Raw genomic sequence first — 15,463 nt, forward strand, 5'->3', positions numbered from 1 at the left:
TCTCCTCAGATCCGGACACCGGTGCGCCGGCTCATCCGCAGGTAGACCCCGCCGGTCACGGCGAGGATCACGGCATACGCCGCGACGAACCAGAGCAGTCCCACCTCGTAGGTGCCGTAGACGGTCTGCGAGCGACCGAGCGCCTGGGGGATGAGGAAGCCGCCGTAGGCGCCGACCGCCGAGATGAGGCCGAGCGCCGCCGAGGCGGCCCGCTGGGCCCCGACGTCACCGGGTCGGTGGTGGGCCTCACGCTCGCCCGCCCGCAGGGCGAAGATCGTCGGGACCATCCGGTAGGTCGAGCCGTTGCCGATCCCCGCCGCCGCGAAGATCACGAGGAAGAGACCGAGGAAGACGGGGAAGGTGGCCAGCTCGATCGTGCGGCTCACGGCGAGCGCGCCGAGCGCGAGGACGGAGAGCGAGCCCATGGTCACCACCGTGCCCCCGAACCGGTCCGCCAGACGGCCGCCGAAGGGACGCGAGAGCGAGCCGACGAGAGCGCCCAGGAAGGCCAGCGACAGGCTCGCCGACCCGACCTGGAACGCCGAGAACTGGGGGAACTGGTCGGCGACGAGCTTGGGGAACACCCCGGCGAAGCCGATGAAGGACCCGAACGTGGCCACGTACAGCAGCGACATCACCCACAGGTGCGGCTCGCGCAGGACCGCGAGCATGGCCCAGACGTCGGCGCGCGCCGTGGTGAGGTTGTCCATGCGGACGGCGGCGCCGACCATCGCCACGAGGATCAGCGGCACCCAGACCCAGCCGGCCAGCGGCAGGGCCAGGGCCGTGCCCGCGCCGACGGTGATGACGATCGGCACGACCAGCTGGGCGACGGCCGCCCCGAGGTTGCCGCCGGCCGCGTTGAGGCCCAGGGCCCAGCCCTTGTCGCGCTGGGGGTAGAAGAAGGTGATGTTGGCCATCGAGCTGGCGAAGTTGCCGCCGCCGACGCCCGCGAGGGCCGCGACGACCAGCAGCACGCCGAAGGAGGTGTCCGGCCGCTGGACGACGAGCGCCAGGCCGGTCGTCGGCACGAGCAGGAGCCCGGTCGAGACGATGGTCCAGTTGCGCCCGCCGAAGCGGGACACCGCGAAGGTGTAGGGGATGCGCAACGTCGCGCCGACGAGCGCCGGCATCGAGATCAGCCAGAACAGCTGACCGGTGGTGAGGTCGAAGCCGGCCGCGGGCAGCGACACCACGACGATCGACCACAGCTGCCAGACGCAGAACCCGAGGAACTCGGCGAAGATCGACCACCGCAGGTTGCGGTCGGCGACCTGCTTGCCGCCACCGGTCCACTGCGCCGGGTCCTCGGGGTCCCAGCCGTCGACCCAGCGGCGCGGCCGGGAGGTGAGCCCGGGGGCGGCCGCTGGCGGGCCCGGGGGGACGAGCGTGCGGGCGGACGGTCCGCCCGGCGGGGAGACGAGGGTCGTCATGGTCTCACCCGGCAGCGGCGGCGTCGGCGGCGAGGGCCAGCGGCGCCACGGCGACGACGCCGTCCTGCTGGCGGACCTGCCAGACCGGCAGGTGCAGGGCGGGGGTGGTGTAGCACTCGCCGGTCACCAGGTCGTAGACGTCCTTGTGCAGCGGCGAGGCGACGGTGGGTCGGCCCGCCCGGGAGCCGACGATCCCGCGGGACATCACCGCGGCCCCCGTGGCGGGGTCGATGTTGGACACGGCCCGGACCTGGAGGTCGCCGTCCTCGGGGACGAGGAAGATCGCGACCTGGGCGTCGCCGACCAGCGCCGCCTCGCCCCAGCACGGGGCGAGGTCGGCGGCGCGGCACACGGTGGTCCAGACGTGGTGGGAGGTCGTCGTGGTGGACGGCACGATGGGTCCTTTCCGTCGGTGTGACGTCGCCCGGTGGAGGCGGGTGACGTCCGGTGAGGCCGACGCTAGGCGGGTCGTGTTTCGGTCGGTCGCCCGTCGTGGTTCCGGCTCGTTACGGCTCGCCCACGCCTCCGGGGACCCACCGTGAGCGCTGCGTCATGCGGCGTTACGAGGGGGAAACACGGTGGACACGCAACCCCGTTAGCGTCCGGACGGTCAGCGCACCCTCCCCCGAGGAGCAGTCCATGACCCCCGACCAGAACTCTCGTCCCGGCCCCGGCCAGGACGACCCCCGGCGCGTCGTCGTCGTGGGCGGCGGCCCCGCGGCCCACCGGCTCACCGAGGCGCTCGTCTCCCGGCTCCCGGCGGTCGGGAGCCCGTTGGTCGTCAGCGTCCTCGCCGAGGAGCCGCACCGGCCCTACGACCGCGTGGCCCTGTCCCGGCGGCTGGCCGGTCCGGTCGACCTCACCCTGGCGCCCGACGTCTGGGACCACGCCGCCGTCACGCTGCGGACCGGGACGGCCGTGGCCGGGATCGACACCGCCGCAGGCACGGTCGTCCTCGCCTCCGGGGAGGAGGTGGGGTACGACGAGCTGGTCCTCGCCACGGGGTCCTTCCCCTTCGTGCCTCCCGTGACGAACGCCTCGGCCGCGCGCGTCTACCGCACGCTCGAGGACGTGGACACCCTGGCCGCGGAGATCGCCGAGGTCGCGGCACGCGAGGGCCGGCCCGCCCGGGTGCTCGTCGTCGGGGGCGGGCTGCTCGGCCTCGAGGCCGCCGGGGGTGCGGCTCAGCTCGGTGCCGAGGCCGCGGTCGTCGACCTCGGCCGGTGGCTCATGAGCACGCAGCTCGACGAGGGTGCCGGCCAGGCGCTGGGCCGTCTCGTGCGCGACGCCGGGATCTCGCTGCACCTCGGCTCGCCGCCCGAGGAGGTCCTCACCGAGGGCGGTGTCGTGCGCGGCGCCCGCCTGGGCGACGGCACGGTCGTCGCCGCCGACGTCGTCGTGCTCTCCGTCGGCATCCGGCCCCGGGACGAGCTGGCCCGCGCCGCCGGCCTGTCGCTCGGCGAGCGCGGGGGCGTGCTCGTCGACGGCACGTGCGCGACGAGCGTCACGCACGTCTGGGCGGTCGGGGAGGTGGCCGCCGTCGACGGCCGCTGCATCGGACTGGTGGCACCCGCCAACGCGATGGCCGAGGTCGTCGCGGACCGGATCTGGGGAGGGAGCGCGGTCTTCCCCGGCGTCGACGACGCGACGCGGCTCAAGCTCGCCGGGATCGACGTGGCGAGCTTCGGCGACGCCTTCGCCCGCACGGAGGGGTCCCTGGAGGTCGTCTACGCCGACCCCGCCCGCGGCCTGTACCAGAAGGTCGTCGTCAGCCCCGACGCACGCACCCTCCTCGGCGGCATGTTCGTCGGCGACGCCTCCCCCTACTCGGCCCTGCGCCCGCTGGTCGGGCGGCCCCTCGACGCCGAGCCCGCGGCCTACCTGTCCGCCGGCGGTCAGGCGCCCCCGGACGCCGAGCTCCCGGACGACGCGATCGTCTGTTCGTGCAACAACGTGACCGCCGGGTGCATCACGAGCTGGATCCGGGGCGAGCAGGGCCCGGCGTGCACCGACCTGGGCAGCCTCAAGGCGTGCTCGCGCGCCGGGACGCAGTGCGGCTCGTGCACACCTCTGGTCAAGCGGATCCTCGAGGCCGAGCTGACCCGCACCGGGGTGGCCATCTCCCGGGCGTTGTGCGAGCACGTGGAGCTCAGCCGCGCCGAGCTGTTCGAGGCGGTGCGGGTCCTGGGGCTGCGCACGGCCGAGGAGGTCATGCGCCGCTTCGTGACCGGGCTGGGCTGCGACATCTGCAAGCCGGTCGTCGCCTCGGTGCTTGCCACCCAGACCGGGGACTACATCCTCGACGACGGCGCCGGCCCCCTGCAGGACACCAACGACCGGGCCCTGGCCAACCTGCAGAAGGACGGGACCTACTCGGTCGTCCCGCGGGTCCCCGGCGGCGAGATCACCCCGGACAAGCTCATGGTCATCGCCGAGGTGGCGCGGGACTTCGGGCTCTACACCAAGATCACCGGAGGTCAGCGCATCGACCTGCTCGGAGCGCGGCTGGAGCAGCTGCCCCAGATCTGGCGGCGGCTCGTCGACGCCGGCATGGAGTCGGGGCAGGCCTACGGCAAGAGCCTGCGCACGGTGAAGTCCTGCGTCGGGTCGTCGTGGTGCCGCTACGGGGTCCAGGACTCCGTCGCGATGGCGATCCTGCTCGAGGAGCGCTACCGGGGGCTGCGCTCGCCCCACAAGATCAAGCTGGGGGTCTCCGGCTGTGCCCGCGAGTGCGCGGAGGCCCGGTCCAAGGACGTCGGCGTCATCGCCACCGAGCAGGGCTGGAACCTCTACGTGGGGGGCAACGGCGGCTTCCAGCCCGCCCACGCCGAGCTGCTCGCCACCGACCTCGACGACGAGACGCTCGTCCGCTACGTCGACCGCTACCTGATGTACTACGCGCGCACCGCGGACCGTCTCCAGCGCACGTCCCGGTGGCAGCAGGAGCTGCCCGGCGGCCTCGACCACGTCCGCGAGGTGGTCTGCGAGGACTCCCTGGGGCTGGCCGCCGAGCTGGAGGAGGCGATGGAGCAGCACGTCGCCGGCTACGAGGACGAGTGGGCCGCGACTCTGCGCGACCCGGTGCGCCTGGCCCGCTTCCGCTCGTTCGTCAACGCCCCCGACCAGCCCGACCCGGAGGTGGTCCTGGTCCCCGAGCGCGGTCAGCGCCGGCCCGCGACACCGCAGGAGCGGGCGACGCTTATCGCCGGCACGGCGATCCCCGTCCGCCCCGCGGACGACCTGCCGGGGGGCCGCTGATGCGCGTCGACCTCGACCTCGCCGGCCGGACCGTGCTCGTCGTCGGCGGACCGGCCGCGACGCGACGGGTGCGCGCGGGCGTCGAGGCCGCCGGCGGCACCGCCCTCGTCCTCCCGGCCAGCGAGGCGGTCACGCTCCTGCGTCCCTCTGCCGAGCCCCCTGCCGGTCCCGCCGCCGACCTCGTCGTCTGGGTCGAGGGACCCGAGCGTGACCGCGAGCTGGTCCGGTCGTCCGCCCGGTCGGCGCGGGTCCCGGTGACGACCGCACCGCCGGCTGGCGACCGGGGACGCGTCACGCTGGTCGGGGGCGGGCCGGGGCACGCGGACCTGCTCACCGTCGCGGGACGGGACGCGCTGGCCGCCGCCGACGTCGTCCTCTACGACCGGCTCGGCCCGCACGACCGGCTCGCCGAGCTGGCCCCCGGTGCCGAGCTCGTCGACGTCGGCAAGACGCCGGGGCACCACGCCGTGCCGCAGCGCGAGATCGAGCGGCTCCTGGTCGGGCACGCCCTCGCCGGCGCCCACGTCGTGCGGCTCAAGGGCGGCGACCCGTTCGTGTTCGGCCGGGGGTCGGAGGAGGTGGCCGCCTGCCGGGCCGCCGGGGTGGACGTGCACGTCATACCCGGGGTCACCAGTGCCGTGGCGGTCCCCGGCGCCGCCGGGATCCCGGTCACGCACCGGGGGCTGAGCCGGTCGTTCACCGTCGTGTCCGGTCACGTCCCCTTCGACGAGGAGGAGTATGCGCACCTGCGCGGCGTCGGCGGCACGCTCGTCGTCCTCATGGGCGTGAACACCCTCACCCAGGTCGCGGCGGGCCTCGTGCGCGCCGGCATGGACGCGGCGATGCCCCTGGCGGTGGTGGAGCGCGGCTTCCTGCCCGGGCAGCGCACGAGGATCACGACCGTGGGCGCCGTCTGCTCGCGGGGCGGGCCCCCGGGCGTCTCCTCACCGGCCGTGGTCGTCGTCGGCGAGGTCGTGCGGCTCGCCGGGCCCGACGGTGTCGCCGAGCTCGCGGTCGCCGTGGGGGCCTGCGTATGACGCGCCCGTCCACCCCGTCGCTGGCCGGCTTCCGGGTGGGCCTGACGAACGACCGGCGCTCGCAGGAGTACATCGACGCCTTCGAGCGCCGCGGTGCCGAGGTCCTGCACGCCCCCACCATCCGGACCGGCACCGGGGACGACCCCGCCGTGGTCGCGGAGACGCGGGCCGTGCTCGCGGCCCGACCCGACATCCTGCTGGCCAGCACCGGCTACGGCATGAGGCGCTGGCTCGAGCTCTCCGACGAGGAGGGGCTGCTGGAGCCGTTGCTCTCCACGCTGGCGGCGACCCGCATCCTCGTCCGCGGACCCAAGGCACGCGGTGCGGTCCGCGCCGTCGGCCTCGAGGACCAGGGCACGGGTGAGCACGAGACGATGACCTCCCTCGTCGACCGGGTGCTGCAGCACGACGTGCGCGACGCGGTCGTCGTCGTCCAGCACGCCGGCTACCTCGACGAGGAGGCCACCGGTCGCCTCCGCCGGGCGGGCGCGACCGTGCTGGCGGTCTCGCCCTACCGCTGGCGGCACCACGAGGACGTGGCGGCCGTGCTGCGGCTCGTCGAGGCGGTCTGTGCGCGCACGGTGGACGCGTTGACGTTCACCAGCGCGCCGGCGGTCGAGGCCTTCTTCGCCGTCGCCGCGCGCCACGGGCTGGTCGAGACCCTGCACGAGGCGCTGCGCGGCGACGTCGTCACCGCCTGCGTCGGTCCGGTGACCGCCGCCCCGCTGCAGGAGGCCGGCGTCGACCCGCTCGTCCCCGAGCGCTACCGGACCGGCGCGCTCATCAAATTGCTGTGCGAGCACCTGGTCGAGGCGCGCGTCGTGCACGCCCGCACCGCCGAGGGTGCGGTGGAGCTGCGGGGGCGCCACGTCAGCGTGGACGGGACCGGGGCCACCCTGACGCCCAACCAGGTGGCGCTCTTCCGGGTGCTGCTCGAGGCACAGGGACGCACGCTGAGCCAGGTCGAGCTCGGCCAGGCCCTGCCCAGCCCGCTCGACGCGCACGCGGTCGAGATGGCCGTCAGCCGGGTCCGGCGCGCGCTGCCAGCCCCCGGCCTCATCCGGACCGTTCGCAAGCGGGGCTACCGGGTGCCGGTCCTGTGAGGTGGGTGGGCGCCCACCTCACGCCGCACCACCGCGGGCTCGCGTCAGTCCATGTCCTCCAGCTCGCGGCCGCTCGTCTCCGGCACCCACCTGAGCACGAAGAACAGGGACAGCAGCGCGCACACGGTGTAGAAGCCGTAGGCGAAGCCCAGGCCGACCTCGGCCATCACGGGGAAGGACGTCGAGATCGCGAAGTTGGCCAGCCACTGCGCCGCCGCGGCGATCCCCAGCGCTGTCGCCCGGATCGCGTTGTTGAACATCTCGCCGAGCAGCACCCAGACCCCCGGGCCCCACGACATACCGAAGAAGACGACGAAGAGGTTGGCCGCGACCAGGGCGACCGGCCCCTGGGTGGCCGAGAGGACCGGCTCGACCGAGCCCGACTCACCGACCACCCGGTCGGCGGTGGCGAAGATCCACGCCATCGTGCCGAGCGAGAGGAACATCCCGGCCGAGCCGATGATCAGCAGCCGGCGGCGCCCGATCTTGTCGATGAGGGCGATCGCCACGATCGTCACCACGATGTTGGTCACCGAGGTGATCACCGTCTGGGTCAGCGCGTCCTCCTCGGTGAAGCCGACCGCCTGCCACAGGGTGGAGGAGTAGTAGAAGATCACGTTGATGCCGACGAACTGCTGGAAGACGGACAGGCCGATGCCGATCCAGACGATCGGCAGGACCTTCCCCGCGCTGTCACGCAGGTCGTTGAGCGAGGCGCGGGCCTCGCGGCGGACGGTGCGCTGGATCTCGGCCACGCGCTCGGGGATGCCCGAGAGCATCACCCGTCCCAGCACCTGGTGCGCCTCGTCGACCCTGCCCAGGGTGACCAGGTAGCGGGGCGACTCGGGGATGGTGAGCGCCAGGACACCGTAGGCGACGGCCGGGATGACCTCGGCCCAGAACATCCACCGCCAGGCGGTGCTGCCCCACAGCGCGTCCCCTGACCCGCCCGCGACGGTGGCCAGGAAGTAGTCGGACAGGAGGGCCACGAAGATGCCCGTCACGATCGCCATCTGCTGCAGCGAGCCGAGCCGGCCGCGGATCGAGGCCGGCGAGATCTCGGCGATGTAGGCCGGCGCGATCACCGATGCCGCCCCGACCCCGACGCCGCCGACGACCCGCCACAGGATCATGTCCCAGGCGCCGAAGGCCAGGCCTGAGCCGACGGCCGAGACCGTGAACAGCACCGACGCCAGCACCATCACCCTGATCCGGCCCATCCGCTCGGCCAGACGACCGGCGAGTTAGGCGCCGGCCACGCACCCGAGCAGCGCCGAGCTGACGACGAAGCCGGTCATCCCCGGCCCCATCTCGAAGTCCTCGCGCATCGCGTTGACGGCCCCGTTGATCACCGCCGTGTCGAAGCCGAAGAGGAACCCGCCCAGGGCCGCCACCGAGGCCAGGAGGATCGCCTGACCGAGGAGGTAGTCGCGGCCCCCCTCTCGGGCCGTGCTCGTGCCGCTGCTGACCATGGGCTCGCCTCTCCGTCGGGACGGGCCACGTCCACGTGGCCGCGTGGGAGCCAGTGTGCCCGACCGGAGGGTGTTTGGCACCCGCCGCGCCCGATAACCTGTGCGACGTACACGAGGCCCGATCACGAGGATGTGAAGACCATGCAGCTGGCGAGCAGGCTGGACGACCTGGGCACGGAGACCGCGTTCGCGGTCGCCGCGGCCGCCGCGGACTGGAAGGCGCAGGGCCACGAGGTCTACCCCTTCCACCTCGGCGACCTGGACTTCCCCCTCGCCCCTCACATCGTGGAGGCGATGAACAAGGCCATCGCCGACGGGAAGACGACCTACTGCCCCGGCCCCGGCATCCCCGAGCTGCGCGCGGCGCTGGCCGACGACATCGGCTCCCGACGCGGCACCTCCTTCGCGCCCGAGAACGTCACCGTGATGACCGGCGGCAAGCCGGTGATCACCAAGTTCGTCCAGGCCGTGATGAACCCCGGCGACGAGGTGCTCTACCCCAACCCCGGCTTCCCGATCTACGAGTCGCAGATCGAGTACCACGGCGGCGTGGCCAAGGCCTACCGCTACCTGCCGACCGACACGGGCTTCGCGATCGACCTCGACCAGGTCCGCAGCCTCATCACCGACAAGACCGTCGCGATCATCTACAACGACCTGCAGAACCCGATCTCCGCCGAGTCGACCCAGGCCGAGCGCGAGGCGATCGCCCAGCTGGCGATCGAGCACGACCTGTGGGTGCTCTCGGACGAGGCCTACTTCGAGATGCGCTACGAGGGTGAGTCGTCCTCCATCGCCACCCTGCCGGGCATGGCCGAGCGCACGGTCATCCTCTACACCTTCTCCAAGAAGTTCGCGATGACCGGCTCGCGCCTCGGCGCCGCGGTCGCGCCCGTGGAGCTGAGCAGGGTCTTCTCGACGATGAACACCAACGACGAGTCGTGCACCACGCACTACGTGCAGTGGGCCGGCATCGCCGCCCTCCAGGGCACCCAGCAGCCGGTGCAGGACATGCTCCAGGTCCTCAAGGGCCGCCGCGACGCGGCGTGCGAGATCGTCAACAGCACCCCCGGCATGTCGGTCCGCGTCCCGAAGTCCACGTTCTACCTCTTCCCGGACGTGACCGAGGCCGTCGAGCTCGTCGGGGCCAAGGACCTCGCCGACTTCGCCGAGCAGGCGCTGCACAACACCGGCGTGAGCTTCTGCACGCGCAACCACTTCGGCCGCCCGCAGGAGGGCGAGGACCGCACGTACATCCGGTTCGCCTACTCGGGCCTGTCCGAGGACCGCATCCGCGAGGGCCTGACCGGGCTCAAGCAGTGGATCGAGTCCGCCCGATGAGCCGCGTCGTCGTCACCGGCAAGATCCCCAAGCCCGGTCTGGACATCCTGCGCCGCGACGGCCACGAGGTCGTCGCCTGGGACAGCGAGGACCAGCAGAGCCGGGAGCAGCTGCTCGAGCAGGTCCGCGGCGCCGACGCCCTCGTCACGCTGCTGACCGAGAAGGTCGACGCCGAGCTGCTCGACGCGGCGGGCGAGCAGCTCAAGGTCGTCGCCAACGTGGCGGTCGGCTACAACAACATCGACGTCGACGCCTGCAGCGCGCGGGGCGTCGTCGCCACGAACACCCCGGGCGTCCTCACCGACGCGACGGCCGACATCGCGATGGCCCTCATCCTCATGTCGACCCGCCGGCTGGGCGAGGGCGAGCGGATCATCCGCTCGCAGACCCCGTGGCAGTGGGGGATGTTCTACCTGCTCGGCTCCGGCCTCCAGCACAAGACGCTCGGCGTCGTGGGCCTGGGCGGCATCGGGGCGGCGACCGCCCGCCGCGCCAAGGCGTTCGGCATGAACATCATCTACAGCTCGCGCTCCCAGGCACCGCGCGAGCTCGAGTCCGAGCTCGGTGCGCACCGTGTCGATATGGACACGCTGCTGGCCGAGAGCGACGTGCTCTCGCTGCACTGCCCGTACTCCCCCAGCACCCACCACCTGCTCTCCACCGAGCAGTTCGCGGCGATGAAGAACACGGCGCATGTCGTCAACACCGCCCGCGGGCCGGTCATCGACGAGGCCGCGCTGGTCGAGGCCCTCAAGAGCGGTGAGATCGCCGGTGCCGGCCTCGACGTCTTCGAGGACGAGCCGGCCGTGCACCCCGGCCTGCTGGAGTGCGAGAACGCCGTGCTCCTGCCCCACCTGGGCTCAGCCACCGTGGAGACCCGCACCGCGATGGCGACCCTCGCGGCGGACAACGTCGTCGCGGTCCTGGCCGGCGGGGAGCCGCCGACGCCGATCCGCTGAGCGAACGGCATACCGGGCAAGCAGAAGGCCCCCACCGCGCGCGGTGGGGGCCTTCCTCTTCTGTCTCAACACAGAGCGCGCCCGAAGGGATTCGAACCCCTAACCTTCTGATCCGTAGTCAGATGCTCTATCCGTTGAGCTACGGGCGCAACGAGGATCAACTTTAGCGGACGGTGGGCCGAACGACGAAATCCGGGGTGCGCGGCAGCGCGAGTGTGACCTACGACGCAGCCCGGGAAGGCTCTCGCGGTCGGCGCGTCCCGCCGCGCGGGTTAACGTGGACGCGAGAGGCAGAGTGGCCTCGTCGAACGACTGGCGCCCAGGCCAGGAAAGGACAAGCGATGCTGCAGATCCAGACCACCGGTGGCACCCGCCACGAGGAGCTCGACGCATGGGTGAGGGAGGTGGCGGCCCACACCCAGCCCGACGCGGTCGTGTGGATCACGGGGTCCGAGGGGGAGATCGAGCAGATCAACGCCCAGCTCGTGGAGGCGGGGACGTTCGTCAAGCTGGCTGAGGACAAGAAGCCCAACAGCTACCACGCGCTCTCCGACCCCCAGGACGTCGCACGCGTCGAGGACCGCACCTACATCTGCTCGGTGGAGGAGAAGGACGCCGGTCCCACCAACAACTGGATGGATCCGACGGCGATGAAGCGCACCCTGTGGCCGCTCTTCGAGGGCTCCATGCGGGGCCGGACGATGTACGTCATCCCGTTCGTCATGGGCCACCTGGACGCCGACGACCCGAAGTTCGGCGTCGAGATCACCGACTCCGCCTACGTCGTCGCCTCCATGCGCGTGATGGCCCGCGTCGGCAGCGACGTGCTCGCCAGGATCGAGGAGACGGGCGCGGCCTACGTCAAGGGCCTGCACTCCGTGGGCGCTCCGCTGGAGCCCGGCCAGGAGGATGTCGCCTGGCCGTGCAACGAGACGAAGTACATCGTCCACTTCCCCGAGGAGCTGGCGATCTGGTCCTACGGCTCCGGCTACGGCGGCAACGCGCTCCTGGGCAAGAAGTGCTACGCGCTGCGCATCGCCTCGGTCATGGCCCGCAACGAGGGCTGGCTCGCCGAGCACATGCTCATCCTCAAGCTGACCAGCCCGGAGGGAGAGGTGCACTACATCGCCGGCGCCTTCCCGTCGGCCTGCGGCAAGACCAACATGGCGATGATCCAGCCCACGCTGCCGGGCTGGAAGGCCGAGCTGGTCGGCGACGACATCTCCTGGATGCGCTTCGGCGAGGACGGTCGCCTGTATGCCGTCAACCCCGAGTTCGGTCTGTTCGGTGTCGCACCGGGCACGGGCCGCTCCACCAACCCGGTCGCCATGGACACGATCGAGCGGGGCCACTCGGTCTTCACCAACGTCGCCCGCACGGCGGACGGCGACGTCTGGTGGGAGGGCATGACGAGCGAGCCGCCGGCCGGGCTCACCGACTGGCACGGCCAGCCGTGGACGCCGGAGGCGGACCACCCGGCCGCCCACCCGAACAGCCGCTTCTGCACCCCGATCACGCAGGTGCCGACCCTCGCGCCCGAGTACGACGACCCGCGGGGCGTCCCGATCTCGGCGATCATGTTCGGCGGCCGCCGCAAGACCACGGTGCCCCTGGTCACCGAGTCGCGCGACTGGCAGCACGGCACCTTTATCGCGGCCACGCTCTCCTCGGAGACCACGGCCGCCGCCACCGGCGCCGTCGGCGTCGTGCGCCGCGACCCCATGGCCATGCTGCCGTTCATGGGCTACAACGCCAGCGACTACTTCGCGCACTGGCTCTCCCTCGGCCGCCGCGCCGACGCCGAAAAGCTGCCCAAGATCTTCCTGGTCAACTGGTTCCGGAAGTCTGACGGCGGCTCCGGTGACTTCCTGTGGCCCGGCTTCGGCGAGAACTCCCGCGTCCTGAAGTGGATGGTGGACCGCATCGAGGGCCGCGTGGACGCCCAGGAGAGCCCGATCGGCTACCTCCCGCGCCCCGAGGACGTCGACACCGAGGGTCTGGGCGTCACCCCCGAGGGTATGGCGTCCGCTCTCGCCTTCTCCCAGGAGGAGTGGGAGGCCGAGGTGCCGCTCATCCAGGAGTGGCTGGACACCTTCGGCGACGAGCTGCCGGCCGCCCTGCGCGAGGAGCTGGCCGCCCTCGAGCAGCGTCTCGAGGAGGCCCGGTCATGAGCATCACGCCCGGCGAGACGCCCGAGCCGCGCCAGGAGCCGCCACTGCTGAACGAGGAGCCCCCGCCCCCGGGCGAGGAGGACCTCGCCGCGGTCGTCGAGGGGATCGACGACCGGATCCGCAGCGCCGGGCCGGAGGAGGTCGAGCGGGCCGACGAGGAGATGGACGCCGAGGAGGGTGAGCCCAACGAGGGCACCGACGCCGAGGGCATCTCCACCGACGGCACCGAGCCGGAGGAGATGGACCCCGTCGACGGCGACGCCGACGCCGAGGAGCGCTGAGCGCGCACGGCATACCGGAAGACGAAAGAACCCCCGGCCCGCGAGGGCCGGGGGTTCTTCGCAGATCTGGCGGAGGCGGAGGGATTTGAACCCTCGATGGGGCTCTAAACCCCAAACCCGCTTAGCAGGCGGGCGCCATAGACCAGACTAGGCGACGCCTCCAGATCGCAGATCAGCGTACCTGCACGGCCACTCACCACCAAAACCGAGCCTCCCAGCGCACCCACAGCGACCGTTGGTAGGACAATGGGTCACCACTTCACCCACGGAAGGTCCAGGTCCGGCCTGATGAACGACGCACGTCCGCCCCGTCCGGGCGCCCACGCCTCCGGTCGGCGGCACCTGGAATGGGTCGACGAGGGCTCGGTGCGGCGCCCCGGGATCGGCCGGGCGTTCGGCCTGACCACCCTGTCCGCCCTGCTCCCGGGCGCCGGTCTGCTGCGCACCCGGGCGTGGGTGCTCGGCGTCTTCCTCGTCACCCTCGCGCTCGCGGCGCTGGCGATGGTGGCCGTGCTCGTGTGGCGCGACGGGTTGGTCAGCACCGCCCTGACCGCCGCCGCGGACCCGCGCCGGCTCCGGATCCTGCTGGGCACGCTCATCGGCGGGACGGTGCTGTGGATCGGGGCCGTGGCCCTGACGGCGCTGCTGAGCCGGCCCCGGCGCACCACCCCGGCCCAGTCGGGTGCGCTCGCCCTCTTCACCGGTCTGCTGTGCCTCGCGGTGGCCGCGCCCGCCGCGCTGGGCACCCGCTACGTCTCCAGCCACCTGGAGGCGGTGGACAAGGTCTTCGGGCCCACGCCCACCGCCGGCGGTCCGGAGCCCACCTCCCAGCTCGGGCCCGCCGACGACCCGTGGGCCGCGCTCCCCCGGGTCAACGTGCTGATGCTCGGCTCGGACGCGGCTGCCGCGCGCGAGGGCACCCGCACGGACACGATGATCATCGCCAGCATCGACACCCGCACGGGCGAGTCGGTCCTCTTCTCCATCCCGCGCAACCTGCAGCGTGTCCCGATCCCGCGCGACAACCCGCTGTACAACATCTACCCGGGCCGCTACGACTGCGGCGACCAGTGCCTGATGAACGCCATCTGGACCGAGGCGGAGAACGCCGCCGAGGAGCACCCGGAGTGGTATGCCGACGACCCCACCCCCGGCCTCACGGCGACCCGGGAGGTGCTCGAGGGTGTCCTCGGGCTGGAGATCCAGCACACGGTGATCGTCAACCTCGAGGGGTTCGCCGACCTGGTCGACGCGATGGGCGGGGTCACGGTGACGGTCAAGGAACTGATCCCGATCAACGGGCGCACCTACACCGACGCCAACGGCCACCTGCAGCTGGACCCCAACTCGCCCGACCTGGAGTGGATCCAGCCCGGGACCCAGAGGATGACGGGCTACCAGGCGCTGGGCTACTCCCGCTCCCGCGTGACCACCGACGACTTCAGCCGGATGCGCCGCCAGCGCTGCATCGTCGCCGCCGTCATCGACCAGGCCGAGCCGATGACGCTGCTGCAGCGCTACCCGCAGATCATCGGTGCTGTCGGCGACAACGTCGTGACCGACATCCCCCAGCAGGACCTCGGCGCCTGGGCCGAGCTGGTCCTGCTGGTGCAGAAGGCCTCGATCAAGAGCCTGCCGTTCACGGCCCAGAACACCGACGTCGCGGACCCCGACTACGCCCAGATCCGGTATGACGTGTGGGAGGCCACGCACCCCTCCCCCGAGGCGCCCACGCCGTCGGGCTCGCAGGACGACGCGACGGACACCGAGCCCGCCCAGACGGAGGCACCGTCCGTGACGGAGGAGCCGACGGGCGGCACCGACGACGGTGCAGCCACGACCACCCCGACCGACGAGCTCACCGACATCGGCGCCGTGTGCGGCTGACCGGACAGGAAGAGGCCCCCGTCACCAGCTGGTGACGGGGGCCTCTCCGGAGTCAGTCCGGGCTGACGTCAGAGCGGACGGACGGCGTCAGCCTGCGGGCCCTTGGGGCTCTGGGTGACCTCGAACTCGACCCGCTGGGCCTCCTCGAGCGTCTTGTAGCCGTTGGACTGGATGGCCGAGTAGTGGACGAACACGTCGGGGCCACCGCCATCCTGAGCGATGAAGCCGAAGCCCTTCTCAGAGTTGAACCACTTCACGGTTCCCTGTGCCATGGTGCGATCTTCTTTCTGCAGTACTGCCAGGTGCGTGCCCCCGCACGCCGCGAGGGCGGTAGATCGGTGAACCCCCCAGCGACCCGGCCACCATGGTTCTTCAGCCGGGCGCCTGCGATCTTGTTGCCAAGGAAATGCAACGTCAACCGCGTCAAACCCTAGCAGGCAGGGGGTCTGCGCGTGCGGGCCTGTCGACGGCGCTCGAAAACTGAGCAGTTTCGGCGGTCGAAGAATGAGCAGGTTCAGTCT

General features: G+C 72.1%; 11 protein-coding genes, 2 tRNA genes and 1 pseudogene. 8 read left to right on the forward strand and 6 right to left on the reverse strand.

What is annotated here, in order from left to right; genetic code table 11:
• Nucleotides 1-5 precede the first annotated feature (5 nt).
• Both IEV65_RS13310 and nirD read right to left on the reverse strand, forming a co-directional pair.
• Entirely contained in the window at nt 6-1,433 is a 1,428-nt protein-coding gene (locus tag IEV65_RS13310) for an MFS transporter (RefSeq protein WP_188431546.1), read from the reverse strand.
• Nucleotides 1,434-1,437: 4 nt separating this feature from the next.
• Nucleotides 1,438-1,827, reverse strand: coding sequence for a nitrite reductase small subunit NirD (gene nirD, locus IEV65_RS13315; protein WP_229735270.1), 390 nt, complete (start codon nt 1,825-1,827; stop codon nt 1,438-1,440).
• Between the two features lie 245 nt (nt 1,828-2,072).
• Between nirD and nirB the strand changes: the two genes are divergently transcribed.
• The 3 genes from nirB to IEV65_RS13330 are packed head-to-tail and all read left to right on the forward strand — an operon-like array spanning nt 2,073 to nt 6,831.
• Nucleotides 2,073-4,691 (forward strand): nitrite reductase large subunit NirB, encoded by a 2,619-nt coding sequence (gene nirB / locus IEV65_RS13320; protein ID WP_188431548.1) that lies wholly within the window; start codon nt 2,073-2,075, stop codon nt 4,689-4,691.
• A complete protein-coding gene (cobA, locus tag IEV65_RS13325; protein WP_122262644.1) occupies nt 4,691-5,728 on the forward strand; it encodes a uroporphyrinogen-III C-methyltransferase in 1,038 nt (345 codons plus the stop codon). The genes nirB and cobA overlap by 1 nt, the downstream gene beginning before the upstream one ends.
• Nucleotides 5,725-6,831 carry a uroporphyrinogen-III synthase gene (locus tag IEV65_RS13330; RefSeq protein ID WP_188431550.1) on the forward strand — a complete coding sequence of 369 codons (1,107 nt, stop codon included), beginning with the start codon at nt 5,725-5,727 and terminating at the stop codon, nt 6,829-6,831. Before cobA ends, IEV65_RS13330 begins: the two co-directional genes overlap by 4 nt.
• 44 nt (nt 6,832-6,875) lie before the next feature.
• Here IEV65_RS13330 and IEV65_RS13335 read toward each other — a convergent pair.
• A pseudogene (locus tag IEV65_RS13335) lies at nt 6,876-8,303 on the reverse strand (sugar porter family MFS transporter).
• Between the two features lie 141 nt (nt 8,304-8,444).
• Here IEV65_RS13335 and IEV65_RS13340 point away from each other — a divergent pair.
• Both IEV65_RS13340 and IEV65_RS13345 read left to right on the forward strand, forming a co-directional pair.
• Entirely contained in the window at nt 8,445-9,644 is a 1,200-nt protein-coding gene (locus IEV65_RS13340) for a pyridoxal phosphate-dependent aminotransferase (RefSeq protein WP_188431552.1), read from the forward strand.
• Nucleotides 9,641-10,603, forward strand: coding sequence for a 2-hydroxyacid dehydrogenase (locus IEV65_RS13345; protein WP_188431554.1), 963 nt, complete (start codon nt 9,641-9,643; stop codon nt 10,601-10,603). The genes IEV65_RS13340 and IEV65_RS13345 overlap by 4 nt, the downstream gene beginning before the upstream one ends.
• A 76-nt stretch (nt 10,604-10,679) precedes the next feature.
• Here the strand turns inward: IEV65_RS13345 and IEV65_RS13350 are convergent.
• Nucleotides 10,680-10,752 (reverse strand) — tRNA-Arg (locus IEV65_RS13350).
• Nucleotides 10,753-10,944: 192 nt separating this feature from the next.
• On the opposite strand from IEV65_RS13350, the gene IEV65_RS13355 reads away from it, so the two are divergent.
• Both IEV65_RS13355 and IEV65_RS13360 read left to right on the forward strand, forming a co-directional pair.
• Nucleotides 10,945-12,774, forward strand: coding sequence for a phosphoenolpyruvate carboxykinase (GTP) (locus tag IEV65_RS13355; protein WP_188431556.1), 1,830 nt, complete (start codon nt 10,945-10,947; stop codon nt 12,772-12,774).
• Complete coding sequence (locus IEV65_RS13360) at nt 12,771-13,055, forward strand: hypothetical protein (RefSeq protein ID WP_188431558.1); 285 nt, start codon at nt 12,771-12,773, stop codon at nt 13,053-13,055. The genes IEV65_RS13355 and IEV65_RS13360 overlap by 4 nt, the downstream gene beginning before the upstream one ends.
• A 67-nt stretch (nt 13,056-13,122) precedes the next feature.
• Here IEV65_RS13360 and IEV65_RS13365 read toward each other — a convergent pair.
• A tRNA-Ser gene (locus IEV65_RS13365) sits at nt 13,123-13,217 on the reverse strand.
• A 126-nt stretch (nt 13,218-13,343) separates the two neighbouring features.
• On the opposite strand from IEV65_RS13365, the gene IEV65_RS13370 reads away from it, so the two are divergent.
• Nucleotides 13,344-14,942, forward strand: a complete 1,599-nt coding sequence (locus tag IEV65_RS13370; protein ID WP_188431560.1) for an LCP family protein — start codon at nt 13,344-13,346, stop codon at nt 14,940-14,942.
• Nucleotides 14,943-15,010: 68 nt separating this feature from the next.
• On the opposite strand, the gene IEV65_RS13375 is transcribed toward IEV65_RS13370, so the two are convergent.
• A complete protein-coding gene (locus IEV65_RS13375) occupies nt 15,011-15,214 on the reverse strand; it encodes a cold-shock protein (RefSeq protein ID WP_188431561.1) in 204 nt (67 codons plus the stop codon).
• Nucleotides 15,215-15,463 lie beyond the last annotated feature (249 nt).

Origin of the sequence: Ornithinimicrobium tianjinense (assembly GCF_014636495.1) — a bacterium.
In the GTDB taxonomy this organism is placed as follows: domain Bacteria; phylum Actinomycetota; class Actinomycetes; order Actinomycetales; family Dermatophilaceae; genus Ornithinicoccus; species Ornithinicoccus tianjinensis.